Source organism: Pseudomonas sp. B21-059, from assembly GCF_026016285.1.
Lineage (GTDB): Bacteria > Pseudomonadota > Gammaproteobacteria > Pseudomonadales > Pseudomonadaceae > Aquipseudomonas > Aquipseudomonas danubii.
Genome location: NZ_CP087201.1, coordinates 1,373,129 through 1,396,829 on the forward strand (window position 1 = coordinate 1,373,129; position 23,701 = coordinate 1,396,829).

Below are 23,701 nucleotides of genomic sequence, written 5' to 3' on the forward strand. Positions count from 1 at the left end.
CATGTTTGCCACCTATGACCTGAAGAACGCCCTGACCCGGGCCGTGGAAATCAGCCTGTTCACCTGGCGCCGTGCCGCCGATGACGACGCCCTGGACGACGACCAGCGCTACGGCTGGTGGGGCGACAGCTTTCCCACGGTGGCCGACGACCGCATCGGCTCGCGGCTGTGGCTGCTGCGCCGGGTCAAGCTCAGCCGGCAGACCCAGCTCGACGCCGAGTTCTATGCCCGCGAGGCCTTGCAGTGGCTGATCGACGATGGCCACTGCAACGCCGTGGAGATCATGACCGAGCGACTCGACGCCAAGCGTCTGAACCTGCGCACGGTGCTGATCCTGGCCGACGGCGAACGCCTGGACCTCAACCCCACTCACAGTTGGCAGGTGACCTATGCCGTTTGAAACCCCTTCGCTGCCGGTGCTGATTCAGCGCACCCAAAGCGACCTGGCCAGCGACTCGCTGCGCCAGTCCGATGCCCAAGTGCTGGCCCGTACCCTGAGCGGTGCCGCCTTTGGCCTGTATGGCTACCTGGATTGGATCGCCGAACAGATCCTCCCGGACAAGGCCGATGAGTCGACCCTGGAACGCATCGCCGCGCTGCGTCTGAACCAGCCGCGCAAGGCTGCTCAGGCGGCCCGTGGCAGCGTCAGTTTCAACGCCGCGGCCGGTGCCGTGCTGGATGTCGACACCCTGCTGCAGAGCAGCGACGGCCGCAGCTACAAGGTGACGGCCGCCCGCACCACCATCGCGGGGCTCAACAGCACCACGATCCAGGCGGTCGATGGCGGGACCCTGGGCAATGCCGATGCGGGCCTGGAATTGACCGCGGTGCAGCCGGTGCAAGGCATCGGCAACGCGTTCACCGTCCTGGCCCCGGGGCTGAGCGGTGGCGTGGCCCGGGAAAGCCTCGAATCCCTGCGCTCCCGGGTGATTCGCTCCTACCGGATCATTCCCCACGGCGGCTCGGCGGACGACTACGAAACCTGGGCCCTGGAATGCCCGGGTATCACCCGCGCCTGGTGCCGGCGCAACTACCTGGGGCCAGGCACTGTGGGCCTGTTCGTCATGCGTGACGATGACCCGCTGCCTATCCCCAACGCCGAGCAACTGGCGCAGGTCCAGGCCTATATCGAGCCGCTGCGCCCGGTCACCGCCGAGGTGCATGTGCTGGCCCCGGTGATGCTGCCGGTGACCTACAGACTGCGCCTGACTCCCGACACCAGCGCGGTGCGCGCCGCCGTCGAGGACCAACTGCGCGATCTGCACAGCCGCGAGGCCGGCCTGGGCCAGACCCTGTTGCTCAGCCATATCCGCGAAGCCATCAGCAGCGCCACCGGCGAGCAGGATCACCAACTGCTGGCGCCCTTGGCCGATGTTCCGGCGGCGAATAATCAGTTGCTGGTATTCGGAGGTTGCCAATGGCAGCAATAAGAAGCGCCACCCAGTACCAGGATCAGCTGCGCAGCCTGCTGCCCAGCGGCCCGGCCTGGGACCCGGAGCGGGTGCCGGAGCTTGAGCGAGTGTTGCAGGGCATCTCCCAGGAGCTGGCGCGCATCGACGCCCGGGCCGTGGACCTGCAAAACGAAATGGACCCGGCCAGCGTCAGCGAACTGGTGACCGATTGGGAAAAGGTCATGAACCTGCCCGATCCCTGCCTGGGCCTGACCCCGCTGTTCGAAGACCGGCGCCTGGCCGTGCGCCGCCGCCTGTTGGCGGTGGGCAGCCAGCGCGCCGCCTACTTCGTCGAAATCGCCCGCAGCCAGGGCTACCCCAATGCCAGCGTCACCGAACTGAGCACTCCGCGCATGGGCCGCTCACGTTTTGGTCACGCGCATTTCGGCACCTGGCGGGCGAATTTCATGTGGACCCTCAATACCGGCGGCCGCCTGCAACTGGGCCGGCGCTTCGGCGCGAGCTATTGGGGCGAACGTTTTGGCATGAACCCGGGCAGCGCCCTGGAGTGCCTGATCCATCGCAGTGCACCGGCGCATACCCAGGTGTACATCAACTATGACTAGAGAAGACAAGAACAAGTGGATTATCCGAAAAGTGTTCCCAGCGTAGGGCTGGTGAACGGCAAGTTTGTCGACGAGAACCCGGTCACGGGGCAAGTCGGCTCACTGATTTCCTCGCAATGGGGAAACGCGGTTACCGACGAATTGCTCAACGTGATTCGTGCGGGTGGCAAGGTGCCGGCCGAGGCCGAGCATGACCAGTTGCTGGCGGCGATCAAGGCGATCGTCCGTGATTCGATACCGCCAGAGAAGATTCGCACCACCTTGGCCGAGTACGGCATCACCGACGCCTACACCAAGTCGGTGACCTACACCAAGGCGGAGATCGAGGCACTGTTGAAGAACATGTCGGCCCTGCCGGTGGGGGCCATGGTGCCGTTTCCCAAGGGCACCGTGCCGCCGGGGTTCCTGGAGGTGGATGGCAGTGTGCAGAGCGCTGCGACTTATCCGGATTTGGCGGCTTATCTGGGGACTACGTTCAACACCGGGGGCGAGGGCGCGGGGAACTTCCGTTTGCCTGAGTCGCGGGGGGAGTTTTTGCGGGGTTGGGATCATGGGCGGGGGGTGGATGTAGGACGGGGGCTTGGCAGTTGGCAGGCGGATGAGTTCAAGTCTCATACCCACCGTGTGCAATACGGAGCATACGCAGGTACTGGGTTAGGGTCACCAGGGTATACGTCAGCAGGTGTATTGTCGTCAGTTGGCTTGGAAGCGACAGGAGGGGCAGAAACCCGGCCTCGCAACTTGGCAGTCATGTGGTGCATCAAGGCCTGGAACGCACCTGTCAATCAGGGAAACATCGACATCGCAAGCCTGGCCGCAAACGTTGCGGCACTTGAGGCCAGACCACGTGGCCTGGGCGATGGTCAAGTCTGGCAGAACCTTACAACGAGCCGGGTTTCTGGAACGGTCTACACCAACACGACAGGGCGGCCAATTCAGGTGCATGTGGCGATCTCGAGTGGAGCTGTTTACGCCCGGGTAGGTCCTGTTGACGTATCTTTCTCGGCCTATCACGCAGCGTTCGTAGTGCCAGCAGGAGCCACTTATACAGTCACACTCAACAATCCAGTTAACTTGTGTTGGTCGGAGTTGCGCACATGAAGTATTTCCATAACCCCGAGACCAACGCAGTCCATGCCTACGATGAGGATGCCCCTGAGTACTTCATCTCGAGCAGCTTGTTGCCAATGTCCGAAACGCAGGTACAAGCCTATATCGACAGTGCAACAACTGCCTTGCCTACCAAAGAAGATTCGGAGCGCAACTGGCGTGATACCGAACTGACTTCGGTGATGTGGCTGCGTGAGCGGCATCGCGACCAGCTCGAAATTCAAGCCCCGACGAGTATTGATGGGGAGCAATTCAAGGAGCTGCTGGTGTATATGCAAGCCCTGCGCGACTGGCCGCAATCGGTGGATTTCCCCGATGCCGGGCTGCGTCCGCTAGCGCCCCCCTGGATTGCCAAACAAGTTCAATAAACGCCCCGTCTCGCCGGGGCGTTTTCTTTTCCAGTTTTCTAACTATGTCCACGCCGAGCTGTGTCGGTGTGGATGAATGACAACGAGAGGACAGACGAGTGGATTATCCAAAGAGTGTGCCAAGTGTTGGGTTGGTTAATGGGAAGTTTGTCGACGAGAACCCGGTCACGGGGCAAGTCGGCTCACTGATTTCTTCCGACTGGGGAAATGCGGTGACCGATGAATTGCTCAACGTGATTCGTGCGGGTGGGAAGGAGCCGGCCGAGGCCGAGCATGATCAACTGCTGGCGGCGATCAAGGCGATCGTCCGTGATTCGATTCCACCGGAGAAGATCCGCACGACCTTGGCCGAGTATGGGATCACTGATGCGTATACCAAGTCGGTGACCTACACCAAGGCCGAGATCGAGGCGTTGCTGAAGAACATGTCGGCCTTACCGGTGGGGGCCATGGTGCCGTTTCCCAAGGGTACGGTGCCACCGGGATTCCTGGAGGTGGATGGTAGTGTGCAGAGCGCTGCGGCCTATCCGGATCTGGCGGCATATCTGGGGACGACCTTCAACACCGGGGGCGAGGGCGCGGGTAACTTCCGTTTGCCGGAGTCGCGAGGCGAGTTTTTGCGGGGTTGGGATCATGGGCGGGGGGTGGATACGGGGCGAACGCTTGGTAGTGGCCAGATGGATGCGTTGCAGAACATCACCGGTACCATGACGGTTTATACGGCGTTTGGGCCTTTAAACTCAGCAACAGGGGCGTTTACTTTAGAGGACGGCGGGGGGCAGGGTGAAAGCGTTGCCTACGCATCAACACGGCCCCGTTTTACATTTGATGCTTCTCGAGTAGCTCGTACAGCTGATGAGACCCGCCCTCGCAACCTGGCGGTTATGTGGTGCATCAAGGCCTGGAACGCGCCGACCAATCAGGGAAGTATCGACGTTGCTGCACTGGTTCCTTTGGCTGCCCAAGCCACTGAAACCAATCGAGGTACAGCACTGATAGCCAGTCAAACGGACGTAAATGCTGGAAGCAGTACCTCGAAAATTGTGACACCGAGACAGTTGCGTCTTGGATTTTCTATTAGTCTTGCTGCAAATGGCTATGTGGCTTTTCCCTCTTGGTTAGGAGGTGTAATTGTCCAATGGGGCAATACTCTTCCCTTGAGTGCAGGTGGGCAAACAACTACTTATCCACTTGCATTCCCCAACGCATGTTTTGTCGTTGTCCCTAGTGTCACCTCAGGCATCGCGATGAATGAGTATGGGTTGACCGTTACCGCGAAAAATCAATCCTCATTTACAGCAGTTTGTAAGGTTTTTAACGGGATATCGGCGAATCAGTCTGCAAACTATATTGCAGTCGGTTTCTGACAGGAGGTGTAAGTGAAACGTTTATACAGTCCGAGTACCGGGACAACCTATCTGGTTGGGGTGCACTCGGTGCTCCCAGCAGATGTAGTTGAAATATCAGAAGAGTTGTATCTCTCCGTGATCGGTAATCCAGAACCTGGAAAAATTCGAGTTCACAACGATAGCGGATTGCCTTATTTAGTAGATGCACCCGAACCAAGCATTGATCTCCCTTCACAGGAGCGGAGTTGGCGTAATGCTCAGCTATCGGCTGTCATGTGGCTTCGAGAACGGCATCGCGATCAAGCCGAAGCCGGTGTGGTGCCAACTCTCAACAATGAGGAATTTAAGGAGTTGATTAGCTATATCCAATTGCTGCGCGATTGGCCGCAGTCTCCTAACTTTCCCGATAGCCAATATCGCCCGGTTGCACCACCGTGGATCACTGAACAGACCCAATAGACGCCCCTTTTCAATGGGGCGTTTTCTTTTCTGATTGAAGATTGTGTATGCCAATCACCGAACAACAACTGCAACAAATCATGCCTAACGCCCGCCGCCAAGCGGGCGTTTTTGTTTCTCCACTCAACACCGCCATGGCCCATCGGCAGATCGATACGCCGAAGCGCCAGGCGGCCTTTCTCGCCCAGATCGGTCACGAATCCGGGCAACTGCAATACGTGCGCGAGCTGGGCAGTGATCAATACCTGAGCAAGTACGACACCGGCACGCTCGCGGCACGCCTGGGCAACACCCCAGAAGCCGATGGCGACGGCCAGCGGTATCGCGGGCGTGGGCTGATCCAGATCACCGGGCGCAGCAATTATCGCCAGTGCAGCCTCGGGCTGTTTGGCGATGAGCGCCTGCTGGAGTTGCCGCAGTTGCTGGAGCAGCCGCAATGGGCCGCCGAGTCGGCGGCTTGGTTCTGGGAGCGCGGCGGGCTTAATGCCCTGGCTGATCGCGATGAGTTCAACAGCATTACCCGCCGTATCAATGGCGGTTTGAACGGCTTGCAGGATCGCCTGCAACTCTGGGCCAGGGCGCGGGCGGTGCTGTGCCTGCCCGTGGTCTGAGTTCATGGGGAGGCGGGCACCTTCTGTAGCCGCTGCCGTAGGCTGCGATTGGACCTGGAGGGAAGGTCCTGCGGACCTTTTCGCAGCCTGCGGCAGCGGCTACAGGGATTTTTGCAGGCCACTTGATGCATTTCACATCGGTCAAGGGAGGGCGTGATGAGTATCCGCAGTTGGCTGGCTCTCGCCGTCGTAGCTGGGTTGCTCTATGCCCTTGGCTTCGTCAGCGGTGCCGGCAGCGAACGCAGTAAGCAGCAGCGCCTGGACGAGGCACGACTGCAGCAATCCTTCGAGCAGGGCCAGGCGTTGGGCCGGGTCAAGGAGAAGGTGGTGGTCGAGTACGTCGATCGCGTCGTCAAGGTCTATCAGGCGGGCACCACTATCACCAAGGAGGTTCCTATCTATGTTTCGAAAGCGGCTGATAACGCCTGCGTTGTACCTGCTGGTTTTGTCCGGGTGCACGACGCCGGCGCCGCCAACCTGCCCATGGCCGCAGGCCCCGGCGTCGCTGATGACGCCGCCTCGGGCCTTGCACTCTCTACCGTCGCCGCCAGCGTCGTCGACAACTACAGCCAATGCCACGCAAACGCCGAGCAACTGAAAGCGTTGCAGCAGTGGGTGCGGAAGTCTCAGGCGTTGCTGCAAGGTGCCCCGGCGATGCGCTGAGGGCCTTGAGGCGCGTATGAAAATGGATCGCTGCCGCGGTTTGTGTAGGCGCGTGGAGTGACTGAAATCAAATGGACTTGCAGATGTTAAAAGAATGCAGATGCGGCAATTGCAAACGACTGCTCGCCCGTGTGGGCGAGTTTACCGAGCTCCAGATCAAATGTTCCCGCTGTGGAACCTTGAACCATGTGAAGGCCTCGAGCCCTGGGCAATCGCCTTTGAGCGACATGAAAACGGCACTCTCAGTGACCGACCATTCCATTCAAAGGTGAAAAATATGAACGCAGTAACCATGGGCAAGCACTTCATTACCGTATTCCCAAAAGGGATTGTGGAGATCGTTTCGGCAGCTCAAAACACCGGTGGCCTGATCATCCAGACGGGGTTGATCAAGACCTCGACCGGTGTTGTCGACCTGTATGTGGGACCGACCGGCTCTTCCATCTCCAATTCGGCCGTCATCTTCTCTGGCAACGGCTCTAGCATTTCCGGCAGCGACTCCGAGATTGTCATGCCGTACCCGATCCGTATTCCCGCAGGCCAGGCATTGTGGGCATACGCATCCACTCCGGGTGGCGCTATAGCTTTGACTTGGGACTTGCTGGCCTGACCTGTCTGCGCAGAGAAGGTGGATCAACAGGCGCCGGTGCTTTTGCTCATTTCGGCAGGCTTTGATCACTGGACTGGCCGCGTCAGCTTGGTGGCTGGTGCTGTTCCTGGCGCAATGATGGACTGTTCGCGTCAGATCCTCTGAAGCCTTGTTCCAGAGCCGTTGGTTTTCCTGACAGCTTGTCACTTGCAAGCCTTCTTTCCTGGTGTACGGTAAGCACACGCCAGCCCCATCAGGAGAGAACTGTGAAAGAAATTACCCAGCTTGCCGCTGAACTCGGCCGGCGTCTGCAGGTTCTGAATGCCCACGTCACCACGGCGGAGTCCTGCACTGGCGGCGGGATTGCCGAGGCGATCACGCGGATCCCGGGCAGTTCGGCCTGGTTTGAGGCCGGTTATGTCACCTATTCCAACCGCCAGAAGACCCTTCAATTGAATGTGCCGGCCGATTTGTTCAATTCGGTTGGTGCGGTCAGTCGTGAAGTGGTAGAGGCCATGGTCCGTGGGTCACAGGCCAAGAGTCATGCGCATTTTGCGGTGGCGGTCAGTGGCATCGCTGGGCCGGATGGCGGTTCTGCGCAGAAGCCGGTGGGTACGGTTTGGCTAGCCTGGGGCGCGGGAGAGACGTTGACCTCCGAGTGCCGGCACTTCCCCGGGAATCGCGATGAGGTTCGCCGACAAACGGTGAAGGCCGCGCTAGAGGGGTTGCTGCAACACGCTGCAGCAGAAATCGCAAATCAGGGGTAGGCGATCCTCGAGCGCTGTGGAATAATACTGGCTACTTATACAGGTGTTGGCCGTCAGGCCTTATTGATTACGTGAGGACTTTAATGGACGACAACAAGAAGAAAGCCTTGGCTGCGGCCCTGGGTCAGATCGAACGTCAATTCGGCAAGGGTGCCGTAATGCGTATGGGCGATCACGACCGTCAGGCGATCCCGGCCATTTCCACTGGCTCTCTGGGCCTGGACATTGCTCTGGGCATTGGCGGTCTGCCAAAAGGCCGTATCGTTGAAATCTACGGCCCTGAGTCGTCCGGTAAGACCACTCTGACCCTGTCGGTCATTGCCCAGGCGCAGAAAGCTGGTGCCACTTGTGCCTTCGTCGACGCCGAGCACGCGCTGGATCCGGAATACGCCGGCAAGCTGGGAGTCAACGTCGACGACCTGCTGGTTTCTCAGCCGGATACCGGCGAGCAGGCCCTGGAAATCACCGACATGCTGGTGCGCTCCAACGCGGTTGACGTGATCATCGTCGACTCCGTGGCGGCCTTGGTGCCCAAGGCTGAAATCGAAGGCGAGATGGGTGACATGCACGTGGGCCTGCAAGCCCGCTTGATGTCCCAGGCGCTGCGTAAAATCACCGGTAACATCAAGAATGCCAACTGCCTGGTGATCTTCATCAACCAGATCCGCATGAAGATCGGCGTGATGTTCGGCAGCCCGGAAACCACCACCGGTGGTAACGCGCTGAAGTTCTACGCTTCGGTTCGTCTGGATATCCGTCGTACCGGTGCGGTGAAGGAAGGCGACGAGGTGGTCGGTAGCGAAACCCGAGTCAAGATCGTCAAGAACAAGGTGGCTCCGCCGTTCCGTCAGGCCGAGTTCCAGATTCTTTACGGCAAGGGTATCTACCTCAACGGCGAAATCATCGATCTGGGCGTGCTGCATGGTTTCCTGGAGAAATCCGGTGCCTGGTACAGCTACCAGGGTAACAAGATCGGCCAGGGCAAGGCCAACTCGGCCAAGTTCCTGCAGGACAATCCGGAAATCGGCAACGCGCTGGAGAAGCAGATCCGCGAGAAGCTGCTGACCGCTTCGCCAGACGTCAAAGCCAATCCGGTGAAAGAGACCGAAGACGATATGGCCGACGCTGATATCTGATTGATCCAATGACCGCCGTACTCGATACCCTCGTCGCGGTGCGGCGAACTGCAATGGACCTGCTCGCGCGACGCGAGCACGGTCGAGTCGAGCTGACGCGTAAACTGCGTCAGCGCGGCGCTCCTCCTGAAATGATCGAAGCCGCCCTGGACCGTTTGACGGAAGAGGGGCTGCTGTCCGAATCTCGTTATCTCGAAAGTTTTGTTTCCTATCGTGCGCGCTCAGGTTACGGGCCGATGCGTATTCGCGAAGAGCTCAGCCAGCGTGGCTTGCAGCGAGGTGATATCGATCTTGCTCTGCGCGAGTGCGGTATCGACTGGCAAGAGCAGTTGCGAGACGTCTGGCAGCGCAAGTTTGCCGGGCAGTTTCCTGTGGATGCCCGTGAACGGGCCAAGCAAGGGCGCTTTCTGAGTTATCGCGGGTATTCCATGGACATGATCGGCCGTCTTTTGAGCGGCCGAGGCATGGATGACTGAGGTTGTACCCGCTGCCTAGTGCAGCGGGTGATGGTGCAGGTCAGCTGACTTTGCTGGTTTCTCGTGCGCGCTGGCGGGTCTCGGATTGTTGCCTGGTCCAGTTCTCCGGCAGGTTGATAAAGTCGATCAGTTCCCGCAGGCGGCCGTTGTCACGTGCGTTGAAAACGAACGATAGCCGCGTCAGATGGCTGAACTGAACTTCGTCGTGCTCCTCTCCACTGTAGGTATGTTGCCGAAACTGGCCACTCAGGCACAGGTCGGCGAATGCTGTCTGCATGTGTTCCAGCGCCTGCTCATTGAGGCTGTGGTTCATGCGAATGACAAACTCCTGTTTTAGCCAGCGGCTGGAGTGGAAGTTGGCGTAGAACTGCTGGATTTCCTTAACTGCTTCTTCGGTGCTGTGTACCAGGCGCACCAGCTTCATGTCGCTGGGCAGGATGTAGCGATTGGCCTCCAACTGGTTATGGATGAAGTCCAGGGCGCCTTGCCAGAACTGCCCGCCAGGTGCGTCCAGTAATACCACTGGTACCAGAGGGCTTTTGCCGGTCTGGATCAGGGTCAGGACCTCCAGGGCTTCGTCCAGGGTGCCGAAACCACCAGGGCAAAGCACCAGGGCATCGGCTTCCTTGACGAAAAACAGCTTGCGTGTGAAGAAGAAGTGGAACGACAGCAGGTTTTCCGTGCCGCCCACGGTGGGGTTGGCATGCTGTTCGAAGGGCAGGGTGATGTTGAAACCCAGGCTGTGCTCCAGCCCTGCGCCATCATGAGCCGCTGCCATGATGCCGCCGCCAGCGCCGGTGATCACCATCAGGTCCGAGCGGGCCAGGGCTGCTCCCAGTTCCTTGGCCATGGCATAAAGCGGATGTTCGCTGGGCGTTCGCGCCGAGCCGAATACCGTCACTTTGCGCCGGCCCTTGAACTGTTCCAGTACCCGGAAGGCATGTTCCAGCTCGCGCAGCGCTTGCAGGGTAATCTTGGCGTTCCAGCGGTTGAGGTCGTCCTCGGCCATGCGCAGGACGGTGAGAACCATGTCGCGGTAGAGGGGGATATTCGGGCTGTTGGGGGCAATCTGGTTGAGTTGCGCTTCGACCTGGCTTGTGAGGTCGACGCCCTTGCTTTGGAAATGACGAGTTAACAGGTCATTCGATTGGTAAGGCATTCAGCTTCTCCTTCTGCACAGAACCTTGTGCACGGCCGAGGTATTCGAACGTGCCACGACACAGCCTGTGTCGCTGCCAGCTCAGCCCAGCGTGTGAGCAACTCTCTTGGCCCGATCACCGCTGACCGTCGCTGGGCAGCAATCGAGGTATCCACAGAGGTTCTGCTTTCCTTTATTAAGAAAAAATTGCACTGCAAGACGCACAAGAACGGCCTCCTGAACCGTCCTGGAACAATCGATGGGAACCTTCGGACATGACTTGATCATGTGCCCATAAAGTCTTGGCTGGCAACCGCTTCTTAGTGAATTTAGCGGCCTTGGCACCATTGGTCAGGCGCCGCGGCAAGGGCTCGAGCCTCTGATTTACTAAAGTGCAGCGCTTGGTTCAGGAGCCGGCTCCAGGAAGGGGGCGCGGCCATCCGTCCGTGCAAGCCGAGGGCAGGGAGGCAAGGGATGACCACTGTCGTGCTGGAAGTCGATCCGCAGTTGTACCAGCTGTTGCAAGCTGCGGCGGCAGCCCATCATTTGAGTCTTGAGGAAGAGTGCCGGCGTCGCTTGGCGGGGGAGGAGCGGCCTTCGCGATATCTGCAGGCCCTGGTAGCGGAGTTGCGCGCCGATGATCAGCAGCGGCGCGCGTCCCGTTCTTGATTCACTTCTTCTTGGGCGTGTTTTGGGAAGGGCAATCTGATTCCTGGAAGCGCGCCGAGGCTACAGGGCGATTGGTGCGGTTTTCGGTGAACTCGTAGCGCATGACTGCGCCTTTGGCCATCAGCTTGCGGTAGTTGGGGTTGCGGCAGACGCTGGCACCCAGCTGTAAGTAGACGGCCTTGGGGTTGGCGCGCATTTGTTCGGCGTGGCCGGCCTGGACACTGAGGTGATTGATCAACTCCTTGCCTTCAACGGTATAACCCTGATCGAGAATGTTCTCGTTGACTTCCCGGGGAGTGCCGACGTTGCTTTCCGCAGCGACCTTCTCCAGCATTTTGCTCAGTTCGAACTCTTGCAAGGACGCAGCCTGGACACCCAGGGGCAAGGCCAGCAGAAGGGCGACGGTAGGGATGGTAAAGCGCAACATGAAACTCTCCTGGTGCAGTGACTGATGCTTCGACCAGCCACTCGACTGTGCGTTCAGTGGCGACGAATTATAGGGGGAGAGCTAGGAAGGCGGTACAGGTTTGAACAGATGGCTCTGATAAACTTGTCCGACTTTTTACCCCTTCGAGTTATTTCCGTGTCGATTCCTGTCCTTTGCCGGTGTGCTCAGCGATGAGCCATGCGGTATCCCGTCTACGTGATCTGCGCATGGCTCGTGCGGTCAAACCCTTTTTTGCGCGGGGCTCACGCGCTGAGCGCTGCCCGCGTTGCCGAGTGATTCCCAGCCACTGCCTGTGTGCCTGGCGGCCCAAGGTCAGCGCCGAGTCGGCCATGTGCCTGGTGATGCACGATGTGGAGCCGCTCAAACCGAGTAATACCGGCTGGTTGATCGCTGATGTGATTGCCGATACCTGGGCGTTTCACTGGTCCCGTACCGAGGTCGATCCGCAATTGCTGGCCTTACTGGCTGATCCGCAGTGGCAGCCTTATATCGTCTTTCCCGGAGAGTTCGTGGCACCCGAGCGAGTGGTCAGCGAGGTCCGGCAGCAGGAAGGCAAGCGCCCGCTGTTCATTCTGCTGGATGCCACCTGGAGCGAAGCCCGCAAGATGTTTCGCAAGAGCCCCTATCTTGAGCACTTGCCGGTACTGAGCCTGTCATCGGAGAAGCTCTCGCGCTACAAGTTGCGGCGCTCCAAGCGTGACGACCATTTCTGTACCGCCGAGGTAGCTGCGCTGTGCCTGGAGTTGGCGGGGGACGAGCAGGTCAGCCAGGTTATGGACGCCTACCTTGACGTATTCAGCACTCATTACCTGTCGGCGAAGTTCCAGAAGGCCATCGATCCGCAAGATGAAGTGCATTCCCGGCTCAAGCCCTTTGTGTAGTGGTAGCCGTTGCCTGGGATTTTTGCGGCCATAGCTGGGCCACCAACATGCCGCTGAGCATGAGTGCGCAGCCGAAGTAACCGCGCAGCTGCAGTGATTCATCCAGCAGCCAGGCCCCGGCAATGGCGGCAAACACGGCTTCGAGGGACAGAATGATTGCCGCGTGGGAGGCGATCGCGTCCCTCTGGGCAATCACTTGCAGGGTGTAGCCGATGCCGACAGCAATCACGCCTCCGTAAAGAATGGCCGGACCGGCGGCGACAATCGCGTTCCAGTGAATCGGCTCCAGGCACAGCGCGAGGATCAGGCTCACCACCGAACAGGTGGCAAATTGCAGGAAGGCCAGGCGAATCGGGTCGTGGCGGCTGGCGAATACTCCCACCAGAATCACGTGTGCGCCCCAGACAAAGGCGCCGATCAATTGCAGCCAGTCGCCGGATGCAACGTGAAAGCTGTCGCTGACGGTCAACAGGAACATGCCCACCACGGCCAGCACCGCGCCGAGCCAGGTACCTAGTCCCGTCTTGTGGCCAATCAGCAGTCCCAGCAGCGGCACTACAATGACGTAGAGCCCGGTGATGAACCCGGCATTGGTTACGCTGGTAAACATCAGACCGACCTGCTGCAGGTTGATCCCCAGAGTAAGGGCCAGGCCCATGAGTACGCCGCCCAGCAACAGGCCACGATTGAGCAGGGGGGCGGGGTGGCGATCAGCGGGCGTTCTGCGTAGTACCAGTGGTAGCAGGCAGAGTGAGCCCAGAGCAAAACGCAGGCCGGAATAGAGGAAGGGGCCGATATGATCCATGCCGGAGGATTGTGCGACAAACGCAGCCCCCCAGATGACAGCGGTGATCAGCATCAGGACATCGGCACGCAAGGCTTGGCTTCGCATGAGGGCTCTCTTATTAGTTAGCTGGCTAAGATGCCGCAAAGCTTCACGCTTGACCACCCTGGCTTCGCTGGGCATGCTTGGCGCCGATTAGGGCGCCAGCGCTGTTTGAACCACCGTTTTGCTCAGGCTTTTCGCGGTGTTCGTGCTCTTTGGGTATCGCATTCTGGCGAGCCCCCATGTTGCTGGGTGAGGGCTGAATGCATCAGTCCTGCCATGAAGAACAGGATCATTTGAAAAATGGCCACATACGAAATCCTGATTGCCGATGACCACCCGCTTTTTCGCAGCGCACTGCATCAAGCGGTCACCCTGGGCTTGGGTCCTGATGTGCGTCTGGTGGAAGTGGCGAGCATCGCCGAGCTGGAAGCCCGCCTCACCGAAAAAGCTGACTGGGATCTGGTGCTGTTGGACCTGAACATGCCTGGTGCCTACGGTTTTTCTGGCCTGGTGCTGTTGCGTGGGCAGTATCCGCAGATTCCGGTGGTGATGGTTTCGGCGCAGGAAGAAGCGTCCGTCATGGTTCGTTCCCGTGAGTTCGGGGCCAGCGGTTTCATTCCCAAGTCCAGTTCTCTGGAAGTCATTCAGCAGGCGGTGCGCAGTGTCCTCGATGGTGACGTCTGGTGGCCGCCGCAAGCTTTTGAAGAAGTCAGTGTTTCGGCGGAAGCCAAGGCCGCCAGTGAAGGCCTGGCAAGCCTGACGCCTCAGCAGTTTCGGGTACTGACCATGGTCTGCGAGGGGTTGTTGAACAAGCAGATCGCTTATGAGCTGAGTGTTTCCGAGGCGACGATCAAGGCTCACGTGACGGCAATTTTCCGCAAGCTCGGGGTTCGCACCCGTACCCAGGCGGCCTTGCTCTTGCAACAACTTGAGTCAATTTCCAGCCATTAACCGGCTGCTTGTTCACGCTTTTTTGACTTTGGTTGAACTAGTTTCCTCACTCCTTTTTTTCAGTTGCTCAGCTTATGTCGCCTTTCAAAGGTCAAACCGGTCTCAAACGTATCCTCAACGCCGCCGGCTATTCGTTCGATGGCTTGCGCGCCGCCTTCACCGGCGAGGCGGCATTTCGTCAGTTGGTGTTGCTCAACGTGATCCTGATTCCCTTGAGCTTTCTGCTCAACGTCAGCCGGGTCGAGCGCGCGCTGCTGATTGCCGTGTGCCTGCTGGCGCTGATCGTCGAATTGCTCAACTCGGCGGTGGAGGCAGCGATCGACCGGATTTCCCTGGATCGTCACCCGTTGTCGAAGAACGCCAAGGACATGGGCAGCGCGGCGCAATTTGTCGCCCTGAGCATGATCACCATCGTGTGGGCCGTGATCCTGATCTAAGGAATGCTCGGCAGGACGATTTCGTCGCTGCGCTGTACCCCGGCGGTAAAGGAACGGCACAGTTCGAGGAACTCGCGCATGGCTGAAGTCTGATACTTCTGTTTATGCCAGATGAAGTAGAATTGCCGGGCCAGATCCAGGCCCGGTGTTTCCACTGGCACCAGGCTGCCACGACGAAAGGCATCTCGCAGCGCCAGCCTGGAGATGCAACCAATCCCCAATCCCGACTCCACCGCACGCTTGATGGCTTCGGTGTGCTCCAGTTCCAGGCGGATGTTCAGCGCGCTGCGATGATGACGCATGGCCTGGTCGAAGGTCAGGCGTGTCCCGGAACCCTGCTCCCGGAGAATCCAGGCTTCGTGGGTCAGCTCCTCCATGGTGGCGTGGCCGCGTTTGGCCAAAGGGTGCTGGGGCGCGCAGAACACCACCAGCTCATCCTCGACCCAGGTTTGCACCTCGATATCCGGGTGACTGCAGTCGCCCTCGATTAGACCCAGATCAATTTCGTAGTGGGCCACCTGTTGCACGATATGCGCAGTGTTTTGCACATGGAGCTTCACTTGGCTTTCCGGATGCACCTGCATGAAGCTGCCGATCAGCAGGGTCGCCAGGTAGTTGCCAATGGTCAGGGTCGCGCCCACCGACAGTGAGCCGAACCCGGACTTGCCGTTGAGCAGATCCTCGATCTCCTTGGCCTGGTCCAGCAGCGCCACCGCTTGTGGCAAAAGCTGTTTGCCCAGGGCGTTGAGGCTCAGGCGCTTGCCGGCGCGATCAAACAGCTGGCAGCTGGATTGGCGCTCGAGCTCGGTGATCGAGGTACTCGCCGCCGATTGCGACAGGGCCAGGAGCCCGGCAGCGCGAGAAACGCTCTCTTGCTGGGCGACGGCGACGAAGACTTGCAGTTGACGGAGAGTGAATCGCATATCGATATAACCGATAACCCTTATCTTAATAATCCAGTTAACAGATATTGTCGCCGCCATTAGAATGCTGTGCAATTGCGCTCATGGTCAGCGCAGGCAATTTCTAGGAGCCCCCGTACATGAGCAACATGAACCACGAGCGTGTCCTCAGTGTTCATCACTGGAATGACACTCTGTTCAGCTTCAAGTGCACCCGCGACCCGGGTCTGCGCTTCGAGAACGGTCAGTTCGTGATGATCGGCCTGCAACAGCCCAATGGCCGTCCGCTTATGCGTGCCTACTCCATTGCCAGCCCGAACTGGGAAGAGCATCTCGAATTCTTCAGCATCAAGGTTCCAGACGGTCCGTTGACTTCCCAGTTGCAGCATCTGAAGGAAGGCGACGAGATCATCATCAGCAAGAAGCCCACCGGTACTCTTGTACTGGATGACTTGAAGCCGGGTAAGCACCTGTACCTGCTCAGCACTGGTACCGGCCTGGCGCCGTTCATGAGCGTGATCCAGGATCCGGAAACCTACGAGCGTTTCGAAAAAGTGATCCTGTGCCACGGCGTTCGCTACGTCAACGAAGTCGCCTACCGCGAGTTCATCACCGAGCACTTGCCGCAGAACGAGTTCTTCGGCGAAGCGCTGCGTGAGAAGTTGATCTACTACCCCACCGTGACCCGCGAGCCGTTCGAGAACGAAGGCCGCCTGACCGACCTGATGCGCAGCGGCAAGCTGTTCCGCGACATCGGTCTGCCACCCATCAACCCGCAGGACGACCGCGCCATGCTGTGCGGTAGCCCGAGCATGCTGGAAGAAACCAGCGAAGTGCTCAACAGCTTCGGCCTGACCGTTTCGCCGCGCATGCGCGAACCGGGCGACTACCTGATCGAGCGCGCCTTCGTCGAGAAGTAGGAGCGAGCTTGCTCGCGAAGATCGCCCAAGCAGCGCATTGATGCTGATTGGGCACGATCTCCCGAACGCAAAAAAGCCCGCGTTGCCTGTCAAGGCAACGCGGGCTTTTTCGTTTCTGCGGTTCAGCCCGCCGGGACTACTTCCAACACCCGGATCAGCCCCGGCTCGGGGTAATGCCAGCGCACATCCAGGTCCCAGAACTGCGCGCCGTATTCCCGCTCGGCAGTAGGCACCTGATAGGCCGGGCGTGGGTCCTGCGCCAGACACTGTTCTATCAGCTCCACCAAGGGCTCCTGCAGGCGCTGAGCGTGGGTCTGAGCCTGGTGCAGGGCATTATCCTGCCACTGCACTGGTATCAACTGTGGTGCAGCGCTGGCGATGTCATTGCTCGCCGCAGCAATGATGTCGGCGTAAGGCACGTAGGGTTTGATATCGAGGATCGGTGTGCCGTCCAGCAGGTCGATGCCGGAGATCCACAGGCGGTTGGCCTCGACCTTGTCCAGTTTGACCACCGACTGGCCGATGCCGTTGGGTCTGTGGGTCGCTCGGGTAGCGAAGACCCCCATGGACTTGTTGCCCCCCAGGCGCGGCGGGCGCACCTTGAGCCGCGGCTTGTCTTCCAGGGCCTGGTGAAACAGGAACAGCAGCCACACGTGGCTGACCTGCTCCAACCCTTGCACCGCCTCGCCCTGATCGAAGGGTGCCACCAGCTCCAGCACCCCGCGCGCGGCCGGCGCCAGTTGCGGTTGGCGCGGGATGGCGAACTTCTCCTTGAAGCAGGAGCGCACGAAACCGATGGGGGAAACGCTGTAGGTCATTTGGCAGGCCTCAAGCTTTGAGCCACAAGCCGCAAGCTACAAGCGTTGAACTGGCAGCTTGAGGCTTGCAGCTGTCTTAAGCTCTAACCCGCAGGGTCAGGCCCTTGAGGAAGTTACGCAGCAACTGGTCGCCGCAAGGGCGGTAGTTGGTGTGGCCGAACTTGCGGAACAGCGCGCTGAGCTCAGGCTTGGACACTGGGAAGTCGGCGGCCTTGAGCACGGCGTGCATGTCGTCTTCCTTGAGCTCGAAGGCCACGCGCAGCTTCTTCAGGATGATGTTGTTGGTCACCGGCAGTTCGATCGGCAGCGGCGGACGGCTTTCATCCTTGCCACGCTTGAAGATCACCAGGCCGTCAAGGAAGTGCGCCATGACTTCGTCCGGGCAGTGCACGAAGCCTTCTTCCTCGTCCTTCTTCAGGTAGCTGACGATGTCGTCCAGGCTGACCTTGAAGCCGGTGAGCTTGATGATGTCCACGACCTTCTTGTCGCTGATGTCGAGCATGTAGCGCACGCTGCGCAGTACATCGTTATGAATCATGGTTACAGTCCTGATCAATGCGCGTTGAGCGCCGCGCCAGGGCACGGCGTCTGAATGGGGGCGGTTTTAGAACTTTTCTTTGGCCGACAGGTAGCGCCACTGGCCCAGCGGCACTTTGCCGATGGACACGCCGCCGATCCGGATGCGGCGAATGGCGACGACCTTGAGGCCGACGGCTTGGCAAAACAGTGCGATCACGCCCGGCTGCGGGTTCTTCATGGCGAAGCGCAGGCGGTTTTCGTTCTGCCAGCTGGCTTTGACCGGCGGCAGCTCGCGGCCCTTGTAGGTCAGGCCGTGGTTCAGGCGGTTGAGGCCGTGGTCGATCATCTCGCCTTCGACCTCGACCACGTATTCCTGCTCGATCTTGGCCGCATCGGCCGTCAGCTTGCGCAGCACTTTCCAGTCCTGGGTGAACACCAGCAGGCCACTGGCGTTGGGCTGCAGGTCTTCACTGGCGGTCAGGCGCAGGAAGTGCCCGCGCAGCGGACGTTTGCCGTAGCGGTGCTCGTCCGACAGGCTGTCGGCGCCGATGGATGCCAGGGCGCTGTCCAGATCCTGGCCGGCGGGCACGTTGAGCAGGATGGTTACCGGCTCCGGGGCGGTGGCCTTGGCCTCGGGGTCGAGGACGACCTTTTGCGCGCCGACCTTGAACTGCGGTTCGTCGATGACTTCGCCGTCTACGGTGACCCAGCCGCCCTCGATGAACAGCTCAGCCTCCCGGCGGGAGCAGCCGACCAGTTCGATGAGGCGTTTGGAGAGACGAATCGGGTCAGTCATGTCAGGGGCCGTATCAAAAGAGGGCGGCTATTGTACCTGCCTGGCGCCGGTTAATCGCGGGTCCATTTGCCCGCTGTGGCTTTTAGCCGCGTCGGGCCTGCAGTTGTGGTTGTTTCAGGCGCATGTGCAGCAACGGGTAGGGCTGGCCCATGCCGTCCTGTTCGGAGCGGCCGACCACCTCAAAGCCCTGCTTGAAGTAGAAGCCCAGCGCTTGAGGGTTCTGTTCATTGACGTCCAGTTGCTGGGCATTCAGGTGTTCCACCGCGTAATGCAGCAGTTGCCGGCCCAGGCCCTGGCCGCGATGGGCCGGGTCGATGAACAGCATCTCGATCTTGCCCGCTGCCACACCAGCGAAACCGGTGATGCGCTGCCGCTGATCCCGGGTACAGATCAGCATCACCGCATCCAGGTAGCGGGTCAGTACCAGGTTTCTCAGCAGCTCTATATAGCTGTCCGGGAGAAAGTCGTGGGTGGCGCGCACCGAGTCTTCCCAGACGCGCACCAGTTCCGGGTAGTCGCTGAGTTTGGGGGTGTGGATGACCGAGTGGTGGCGCATGCCGCTTGTCCCTGAGGTGATTGGCAAGGGCTAACGATAGACCGAAAAAAGCCCCGCATCTCGTGGCGAGAGCGGGGCTTGGCAGTTTTTTTACGCCTTACAGGGTTTCGGCCCAGAGGTCGTATTCGTCGGCGTCGGTGACCCGGCACCAGACCTTGTCACCCGGCTTCAGGTCGCCCGCACCGTCGATGAACACGTTGCCGTCGATCTCCGGCGCATCGAAGAAGCAGCGGCCCACGGCGCCATTCTCGTCGACTTCATCGATCAGCACTTCGATCTCTTTGCCGATGCGCTGTTGCAGGCGTGCCGAGCTGATTTCCTGCTGGTGCGCCATGAAGCGCTCCCAACGGTCCTGCTTGACCTCGTCCGGGACCACTTCCAGGTCCAGGTCATTGGCCGGAGCGCCTTCCACCGGCGAGTACTGGAAGCAGCCGACGCGGTCCAGCTGGGCTTCGGTCAGCCAGTTGAGCAGGTACTGGAAGTCTTCCTCGGTTTCGCCAGGGAAGCCGACGATAAAGGTCGAGCGGATGATCAGCTCGGGGCAGATCTCGCGCCAGGCCTTGATCCGCGCCAGGGTCTTGTCTTCGAAGGCCGGACGCTTCATGGCCTTGAGCACTTTCGGGCTGGCGTGCTGGAACGGGATGTCCAGGTACGGCAGGATCTTGCCGGCGGCCATCAACGGGATCAGCTCGTCCACGTGCGGGTACGGGTACACGTAGTGCAGGCGCACCCACACACCCAGAGTACTCAGGGCTTCGCAGAGCTCGGTCATGCGGGTCTTCACCGGCGCACCGTTCCAGAAGCCGGTGCGGTACTTGACGTCGACGCCGTAGGCGCTGGTGTCTTGGGAGATCACCAGCAGTTCCTTGACCCCGGACTTGACCAGGCGCTGGGCCTCGTCGAGCACATCGCCCACTGGGCGGCTGACCAGCTTGCCGCGCATCGACGGAATGATGCAGAAGCTGCAGCTGTGGTTGCAGCCTTCGGAAATCTTCAGGTAGGCGTAGTGGCGCGGGGTCAGCTTGATGCCTTGCGGCGGCACCAGGTCGATCAGCGGGTTGTGGTCCTGTTTCGGCGGCACCACTTCGTGCACGGCGTTGACCACTTGCTCGTACTGCTGCGGGCCGGTCACTGCCAACACGCTTGGGTGCACGTCACGGATATTGCCTTCTTCCACGCCCATGCAGCCGGTGACGATGACCTTGCCGTTTTCCTTGATGGCTTCGCCGATCACTTCCAGGGATTCGGCCTTGGCCGAATCGATGAAACCGCAGGTGTTGACCACCACGACATCGGCGTCCTGGTAGGTGGACACCACGTCATAGCCTTCCATGCGCAGTTGAGTGAGGATGCGCTCGGAGTCGACCAGAGCTTTTGGGCAACCCAGGGATACGAAGCCGACTTTCGGGTTGGCCGGCGCGGAGGGGGTGGACATGTCTAACCTCGGTATTGGGTGTCGAATCACTTGGGGGGCAAGTGCGACGCTTGGGCGCTGGCTGCGCCTCTGATCAAAAAGTGCGCAATTCTAGCGATGGTCGACGCGCTTGACCAGCTTTATACGGGGGAAATACGACCAGCGCTGGACTATGCTTCTTCCCGTTATGCCCGCTTGCTTTCATACGACGTTAGTTGGCGCCTTAGTGGTAATAAGAATCTGCAAATTACATGGCAAACTGCGCAACTTAAGAGAATAGCGCTTGTATAACCTTGCGCTTTCTATATAAGAAGCCCCGGTCTTGAGTAGTAGGAGTCATTGATGGGTCAGGCAAGTAGTCAGGCGGCGAGTGGCGAGCACTCCGGGGGCAAGCCTCTGGGGATGCTGGTGGCGGCGGTCGGGGTGGTGTATGGCGATATCGGCACCAGTCCGCTCTACACCCTCAAGGAGGTGTTTGCCGGCCATTATGGGGTTCAGGTCAATCATGACGGGGTGTTTGGCATCCTCGCGCTGATTTTCTGGTCGTTGATCTGGGTGGTTTCGATCAAGTACGTGCTGTTCGTCCTGCGGGCCGACAACCAGGGCGAGGGCGGCATCATGGCCCTGACCGCGCTGGCCAGACGGGCGTCCGGTTCCTATCCGCGCTTGCGTTCGATGCTGGTGATTCTGGGCCTGATCGGCGCGGCGCTGTTCTATGGCGACAGCATGATCACCCCGGCGATTTCCGTGCTGTCGGCGGTCGAGGGCCTGGAGCTGGCATTCAGCGGCCTGGAACACTGGGTGGTGCCAATGGCGCTGGTGGTGCTGGTGGCCTTGTTCCTGATCCAGAAACACGGCACTGATCGCATCGGCAAGCTGTTTGGTCCGGTGATGGTGGCCTGGTTCGTGGTCCTTGGCGGGTTGGGGGTCAACGGCATTCTCCAGCACCCGGAAGTGCTGCAGGCGTTGAACCCGATGTGGGGCGTGCGTTTCTTCATCGTTCATCCGGGCATGGGGGTCGCCATCCTCGGGGCGGTGGTTCTGGCATTGACCGGTGCCGAAGCCTTGTACGCCGACATGGGGCACTTCGGGCGCAAGCCCATTGCCCGGGCCTGGTTCGCCCTGGTGCTGCCGGCGCTGGTGCTGAACTACTTCGGCCAGGGCGCGTTGCTGCTGGAAAACCCTGAAGCCGCCCGCAACCCCTTCTACCTGCTGGCGCCGAGCTGGGCCCTGATTCCGCTGGTGGTGCTGGCCACCCTGGCCACGGTGATCGCGTCCCAGGCAGTGATTTCCGGAGCCTTCTCCCTGACTCGCCAAGCAATCCAGCTGGGTTACATCCCGCGGATGCACATTCAGCACACGTCCAGCGCCGAGCAGGGGCAGATCTACATCGGTGCGGTGAACTGGGCGCTGATGGTGGGTGTGATCCTGCTGGTGCTCGGTTTCGAGTCCTCCGGTGCCCTGGCTTCGGCCTACGGCGTGGCGGTGACCGGGACCATGCTGATCACCAGCATCCTGGTGTCGGCGGTGATCCTGCTGCTGTGGAAGTGGCCGCCGATGCTGGTGGTGCCGCTCCTGCTGGGATTCCTGTTGGTGGATGGGCTGTTCTTCGCCGCCAACGTGCCGAAGATCTTCCAGGGCGGCGCCTTCCCGGTGCTGGCGGGGATTGTGCTGTTCCTGCTCATGACCACCTGGAAACGCGGCAAGGAATTGCTGGTGGATCGCTTGGACGAAGGCGGGCTGCCGCTGCCAATCTTTATCGGCAGTATCCGCGTACAGCCGCCGCATCGGGTGCAGGGCACTGCGGTGTTCCTCACGGCCCGTCCAGACGCCGTGCCCCACGCCTTGCTGCATAACCTGCTGCATAACCAGGTGCTGCACGAACAAGTGGTGCTGTTGACGGTGGTCTACGAGGACATTCCGCGGGTGCCTGCAAATCGGCGCTTCGAGGTGGACTCCTATGGTGAAGGTTTCTTCCGGGTGATCCTGCACTTCGGTTTCACCGACGAACCGGACGTGCCGGAGGCCCTGAAACTGTGCCACCTGGACGAGCTGGACTTCAGCCCCATGCGCACCACCTACTTCCTCAGCCGTGAAACCGTGATCGCCTCCAAGCTCGTGGGCATGGCCCGCTGGCGCGAAGCGTTGTTCGCCTTCATGTTGAAGAACGCCAACGGCAACCTGCGCTTCTTCAAGCTGCCGGTAAACCGGGTGATCGAACTGGGTACTCAGGTCGAGATGTAATCCTGACCAGACAAAAGCCCCCGTTGCTTTGCGGCAGCGGGGGCTTTTTCGTTTCACGGACCCTGTAGGAGCGAGCTTGCTCGCGATAACGGACCGACCATCGACATCGATGCTGATGACAGGACGGTTTCTCCCGGAGCCCACCGGCCCCGTGATCGCCCCGGCCTTTACGCGGCTAGCGCCTGCACCACATCGTCCACCACCGCCTTGCCCATGGCGGTCAGGTAGTGCGCGGCCCAGGCGTGACGATCGCTGTCTTTGCTGTAGGCAGCGTCCTCGGCAAAGGCCTTGGCCAGGGACAGCAGGTCGGAGGCTTGGGCCAGGGCGTCGCCAATGGGCAGGCCGGGGCTGACCTGGAACAGCGGGCGTTCCGAGCAGTAAAGGAAAGTGCTTAAGCCGATAGTTTTCAGATCTGACAGTTGAGGCAGGTTCGCATTGTTCATGGTCCAACTCCTGAATTTGAGGAGCTACCACGTTCGTTTCCAAGCGAATGGGTGGCAGCTGTACGCAGGTTGGAAAACCGGTAATCCAGGAAACCGGCAGACCCGAAGGTCTCCCACGCACAGCCGCCATAACAGATGGATTACAGGTGTTAAATTCGCCTGCAATCACTATGGGGTGTTAGTTGCCCAGA

30 protein-coding genes are annotated in these 23,701 nt (G+C 60.0%); 20 read left to right on the top strand and 10 right to left on the bottom strand.

The features are described from left to right. Position 1 precedes the first annotated feature (1 nt). From LOY69_RS06150 to recX, 14 genes are all read left to right on the top strand, one after another. On the top strand, positions 2-400 hold the full coding sequence (locus tag LOY69_RS06150; protein WP_265074263.1) for a phage GP46 family protein: 399 nt from the start codon (positions 2-4) through the stop codon (positions 398-400). After that, positions 390-1,430 carry a baseplate J/gp47 family protein gene (locus LOY69_RS06155; protein ID WP_265074264.1) on the top strand — a complete coding sequence of 347 codons (1,041 nt, stop codon included), beginning with the start codon at positions 390-392 and terminating at the stop codon, positions 1,428-1,430. The genes LOY69_RS06150 and LOY69_RS06155 overlap by 11 nt, the downstream gene beginning before the upstream one ends. Next, entirely contained in the window at positions 1,418-2,017 is a 600-nt protein-coding gene (locus LOY69_RS06160) for a YmfQ family protein (protein WP_110596503.1), read from the top strand. Before LOY69_RS06155 ends, LOY69_RS06160 begins: the two co-directional genes overlap by 13 nt. Positions 2,018-2,032: 15 nt before the next feature. Next, positions 2,033-3,118, top strand: a complete 1,086-nt coding sequence (locus LOY69_RS06165; protein WP_265074265.1) for a phage tail protein — start codon at positions 2,033-2,035, stop codon at positions 3,116-3,118. Continuing rightward, complete coding sequence (locus LOY69_RS06170) at positions 3,115-3,495, top strand: phage tail assembly chaperone (protein WP_102878588.1); 381 nt, start codon at positions 3,115-3,117, stop codon at positions 3,493-3,495. Before LOY69_RS06165 ends, LOY69_RS06170 begins: the two co-directional genes overlap by 4 nt. A 98-nt stretch (positions 3,496-3,593) precedes the next feature. Next, entirely contained in the window at positions 3,594-4,862 is a 1,269-nt protein-coding gene (locus LOY69_RS06175) for a phage tail protein (RefSeq protein WP_265074266.1), read from the top strand. Between the two features lie 12 nt (positions 4,863-4,874). Next, complete coding sequence (locus tag LOY69_RS06180) at positions 4,875-5,303, top strand: phage tail assembly chaperone (protein ID WP_265074267.1); 429 nt, start codon at positions 4,875-4,877, stop codon at positions 5,301-5,303. A 47-nt stretch (positions 5,304-5,350) separates the two neighbouring features. Beyond that, positions 5,351-5,914 (top strand): glycoside hydrolase family 19 protein, encoded by a 564-nt coding sequence (locus tag LOY69_RS06185; protein WP_102878589.1) that lies wholly within the window; start codon positions 5,351-5,353, stop codon positions 5,912-5,914. A 156-nt stretch (positions 5,915-6,070) separates the two neighbouring features. Further along, positions 6,071-6,577, top strand: coding sequence for a hypothetical protein (locus LOY69_RS06190; RefSeq protein ID WP_265074268.1), 507 nt, complete (start codon positions 6,071-6,073; stop codon positions 6,575-6,577). Between the two features lie 77 nt (positions 6,578-6,654). Then, the gene (locus LOY69_RS06195; protein ID WP_253083960.1) at positions 6,655-6,849 is read left to right on the top strand and encodes a Com family DNA-binding transcriptional regulator; all 195 of its coding nucleotides are present in this window, start codon (positions 6,655-6,657) and stop codon (positions 6,847-6,849) included. A 5-nt stretch (positions 6,850-6,854) separates the two neighbouring features. After that, positions 6,855-7,187 carry a hypothetical protein gene (locus LOY69_RS06200; protein ID WP_102861423.1) on the top strand — a complete coding sequence of 111 codons (333 nt, stop codon included), beginning with the start codon at positions 6,855-6,857 and terminating at the stop codon, positions 7,185-7,187. 245 nt (positions 7,188-7,432) lie between these two features. Further along, positions 7,433-7,933: a CinA family protein gene (locus LOY69_RS06205; RefSeq protein WP_110594973.1), complete on the top strand. Its 501-nt coding sequence runs from the start codon at positions 7,433-7,435 to the stop codon at positions 7,931-7,933. A gap of 83 nt (positions 7,934-8,016) precedes the next feature. Beyond that, complete coding sequence (gene recA, locus LOY69_RS06210) at positions 8,017-9,069, top strand: recombinase RecA (protein WP_011059579.1); 1,053 nt, start codon at positions 8,017-8,019, stop codon at positions 9,067-9,069. Between the two features lie 8 nt (positions 9,070-9,077). After that, the gene (gene recX, locus LOY69_RS06215) at positions 9,078-9,545 is read left to right on the top strand and encodes a recombination regulator RecX (protein ID WP_102878592.1); all 468 of its coding nucleotides are present in this window, start codon (positions 9,078-9,080) and stop codon (positions 9,543-9,545) included. 40 nt (positions 9,546-9,585) lie between these two features. Here the strand turns inward: recX and LOY69_RS06220 are convergent, their stop codons facing one another. Next, positions 9,586-10,704 carry an LOG family protein gene (locus LOY69_RS06220; protein ID WP_102878593.1) on the bottom strand — a complete coding sequence of 373 codons (1,119 nt, stop codon included), beginning with the start codon at positions 10,702-10,704 and terminating at the stop codon, positions 9,586-9,588. A gap of 453 nt (positions 10,705-11,157) precedes the next feature. Here LOY69_RS06220 and LOY69_RS06225 point away from each other — a divergent pair, with 453 nt between their 5' ends. Further along, positions 11,158-11,352: a hypothetical protein gene (locus LOY69_RS06225; protein WP_110594975.1), complete on the top strand. Its 195-nt coding sequence runs from the start codon at positions 11,158-11,160 to the stop codon at positions 11,350-11,352. Position 11,353: 1 nt separating this feature from the next. Here LOY69_RS06225 and LOY69_RS06230 read toward each other — a convergent pair whose 3' ends face one another. Further along, entirely contained in the window at positions 11,354-11,779 is a 426-nt protein-coding gene (locus tag LOY69_RS06230; RefSeq protein WP_102861428.1) for a quorum-sensing-regulated virulence factor family protein, read from the bottom strand. 191 nt (positions 11,780-11,970) lie between these two features. Between LOY69_RS06230 and LOY69_RS06235 the strand changes: the two genes are divergently transcribed. Then, entirely contained in the window at positions 11,971-12,681 is a 711-nt protein-coding gene (locus LOY69_RS06235; RefSeq protein ID WP_110594976.1) for a tRNA-uridine aminocarboxypropyltransferase, read from the top strand. Here LOY69_RS06235 and LOY69_RS06240 read toward each other — a convergent pair. After that, positions 12,665-13,573, bottom strand: coding sequence for a DMT family transporter (locus tag LOY69_RS06240; protein WP_213664820.1), 909 nt, complete (start codon positions 13,571-13,573; stop codon positions 12,665-12,667). The two genes, LOY69_RS06235 and LOY69_RS06240, sit on opposite strands and share 17 nt — an antisense overlap. A gap of 237 nt (positions 13,574-13,810) precedes the next feature. Between LOY69_RS06240 and erdR the strand changes: the two genes are divergently transcribed. Beyond that, a complete protein-coding gene (gene erdR / locus LOY69_RS06245; RefSeq protein ID WP_102861431.1) occupies positions 13,811-14,461 on the top strand; it encodes a response regulator transcription factor ErdR in 651 nt (216 codons plus the stop codon). Positions 14,462-14,535: 74 nt separating this feature from the next. After that, positions 14,536-14,898, top strand: coding sequence for a diacylglycerol kinase (locus LOY69_RS06250; protein ID WP_011059587.1), 363 nt, complete (start codon positions 14,536-14,538; stop codon positions 14,896-14,898). Here LOY69_RS06250 and LOY69_RS06255 read toward each other — a convergent pair. Further along, complete coding sequence (locus tag LOY69_RS06255; RefSeq protein ID WP_102861432.1) at positions 14,895-15,821, bottom strand: LysR family transcriptional regulator; 927 nt, start codon at positions 15,819-15,821, stop codon at positions 14,895-14,897. The genes LOY69_RS06250 and LOY69_RS06255 overlap by 4 nt on opposite strands. 119 nt (positions 15,822-15,940) lie before the next feature. Here LOY69_RS06255 and fpr point away from each other — a divergent pair, with 119 nt between their 5' ends. Continuing rightward, entirely contained in the window at positions 15,941-16,720 is a 780-nt protein-coding gene (gene fpr, locus LOY69_RS06260) for a ferredoxin-NADP reductase (RefSeq protein ID WP_016966062.1), read from the top strand. A 122-nt stretch (positions 16,721-16,842) separates the two neighbouring features. Here fpr and tsaA read toward each other — a convergent pair whose 3' ends face one another. The 5 genes from tsaA to rimO form a co-directional block, all read right to left on the bottom strand. Then, on the bottom strand, positions 16,843-17,538 hold the full coding sequence (gene tsaA, locus LOY69_RS06265; protein WP_110651832.1) for a tRNA (N6-threonylcarbamoyladenosine(37)-N6)-methyltransferase TrmO: 696 nt from the start codon (positions 17,536-17,538) through the stop codon (positions 16,843-16,845). A gap of 76 nt (positions 17,539-17,614) precedes the next feature. Beyond that, positions 17,615-18,076, bottom strand: coding sequence for a DUF1456 family protein (locus tag LOY69_RS06270; RefSeq protein WP_110594980.1), 462 nt, complete (start codon positions 18,074-18,076; stop codon positions 17,615-17,617). Positions 18,077-18,142: 66 nt separating this feature from the next. After that, positions 18,143-18,853, bottom strand: coding sequence for an rRNA pseudouridine synthase (locus tag LOY69_RS06275; protein ID WP_102878598.1), 711 nt, complete (start codon positions 18,851-18,853; stop codon positions 18,143-18,145). An 82-nt stretch (positions 18,854-18,935) separates the two neighbouring features. Beyond that, positions 18,936-19,409, bottom strand: a complete 474-nt coding sequence (locus LOY69_RS06280; RefSeq protein ID WP_102861435.1) for a GNAT family N-acetyltransferase — start codon at positions 19,407-19,409, stop codon at positions 18,936-18,938. A 97-nt stretch (positions 19,410-19,506) separates the two neighbouring features. Continuing rightward, on the bottom strand, positions 19,507-20,844 hold the full coding sequence (gene rimO, locus LOY69_RS06285) for a 30S ribosomal protein S12 methylthiotransferase RimO (protein ID WP_047284184.1): 1,338 nt from the start codon (positions 20,842-20,844) through the stop codon (positions 19,507-19,509). Between the two features lie 381 nt (positions 20,845-21,225). On the opposite strand from rimO, the gene LOY69_RS06290 reads away from it, so the two are divergent. Then, positions 21,226-23,067 carry a potassium transporter Kup gene (locus LOY69_RS06290; RefSeq protein ID WP_372820914.1) on the top strand — a complete coding sequence of 614 codons (1,842 nt, stop codon included), beginning with the start codon at positions 21,226-21,228 and terminating at the stop codon, positions 23,065-23,067. A 167-nt stretch (positions 23,068-23,234) separates the two neighbouring features. On the opposite strand, the gene LOY69_RS06295 is transcribed toward LOY69_RS06290, so the two are convergent. Further along, entirely contained in the window at positions 23,235-23,510 is a 276-nt protein-coding gene (locus LOY69_RS06295; RefSeq protein WP_015634384.1) for a DUF3077 domain-containing protein, read from the bottom strand. Positions 23,511-23,701 lie beyond the last annotated feature (191 nt).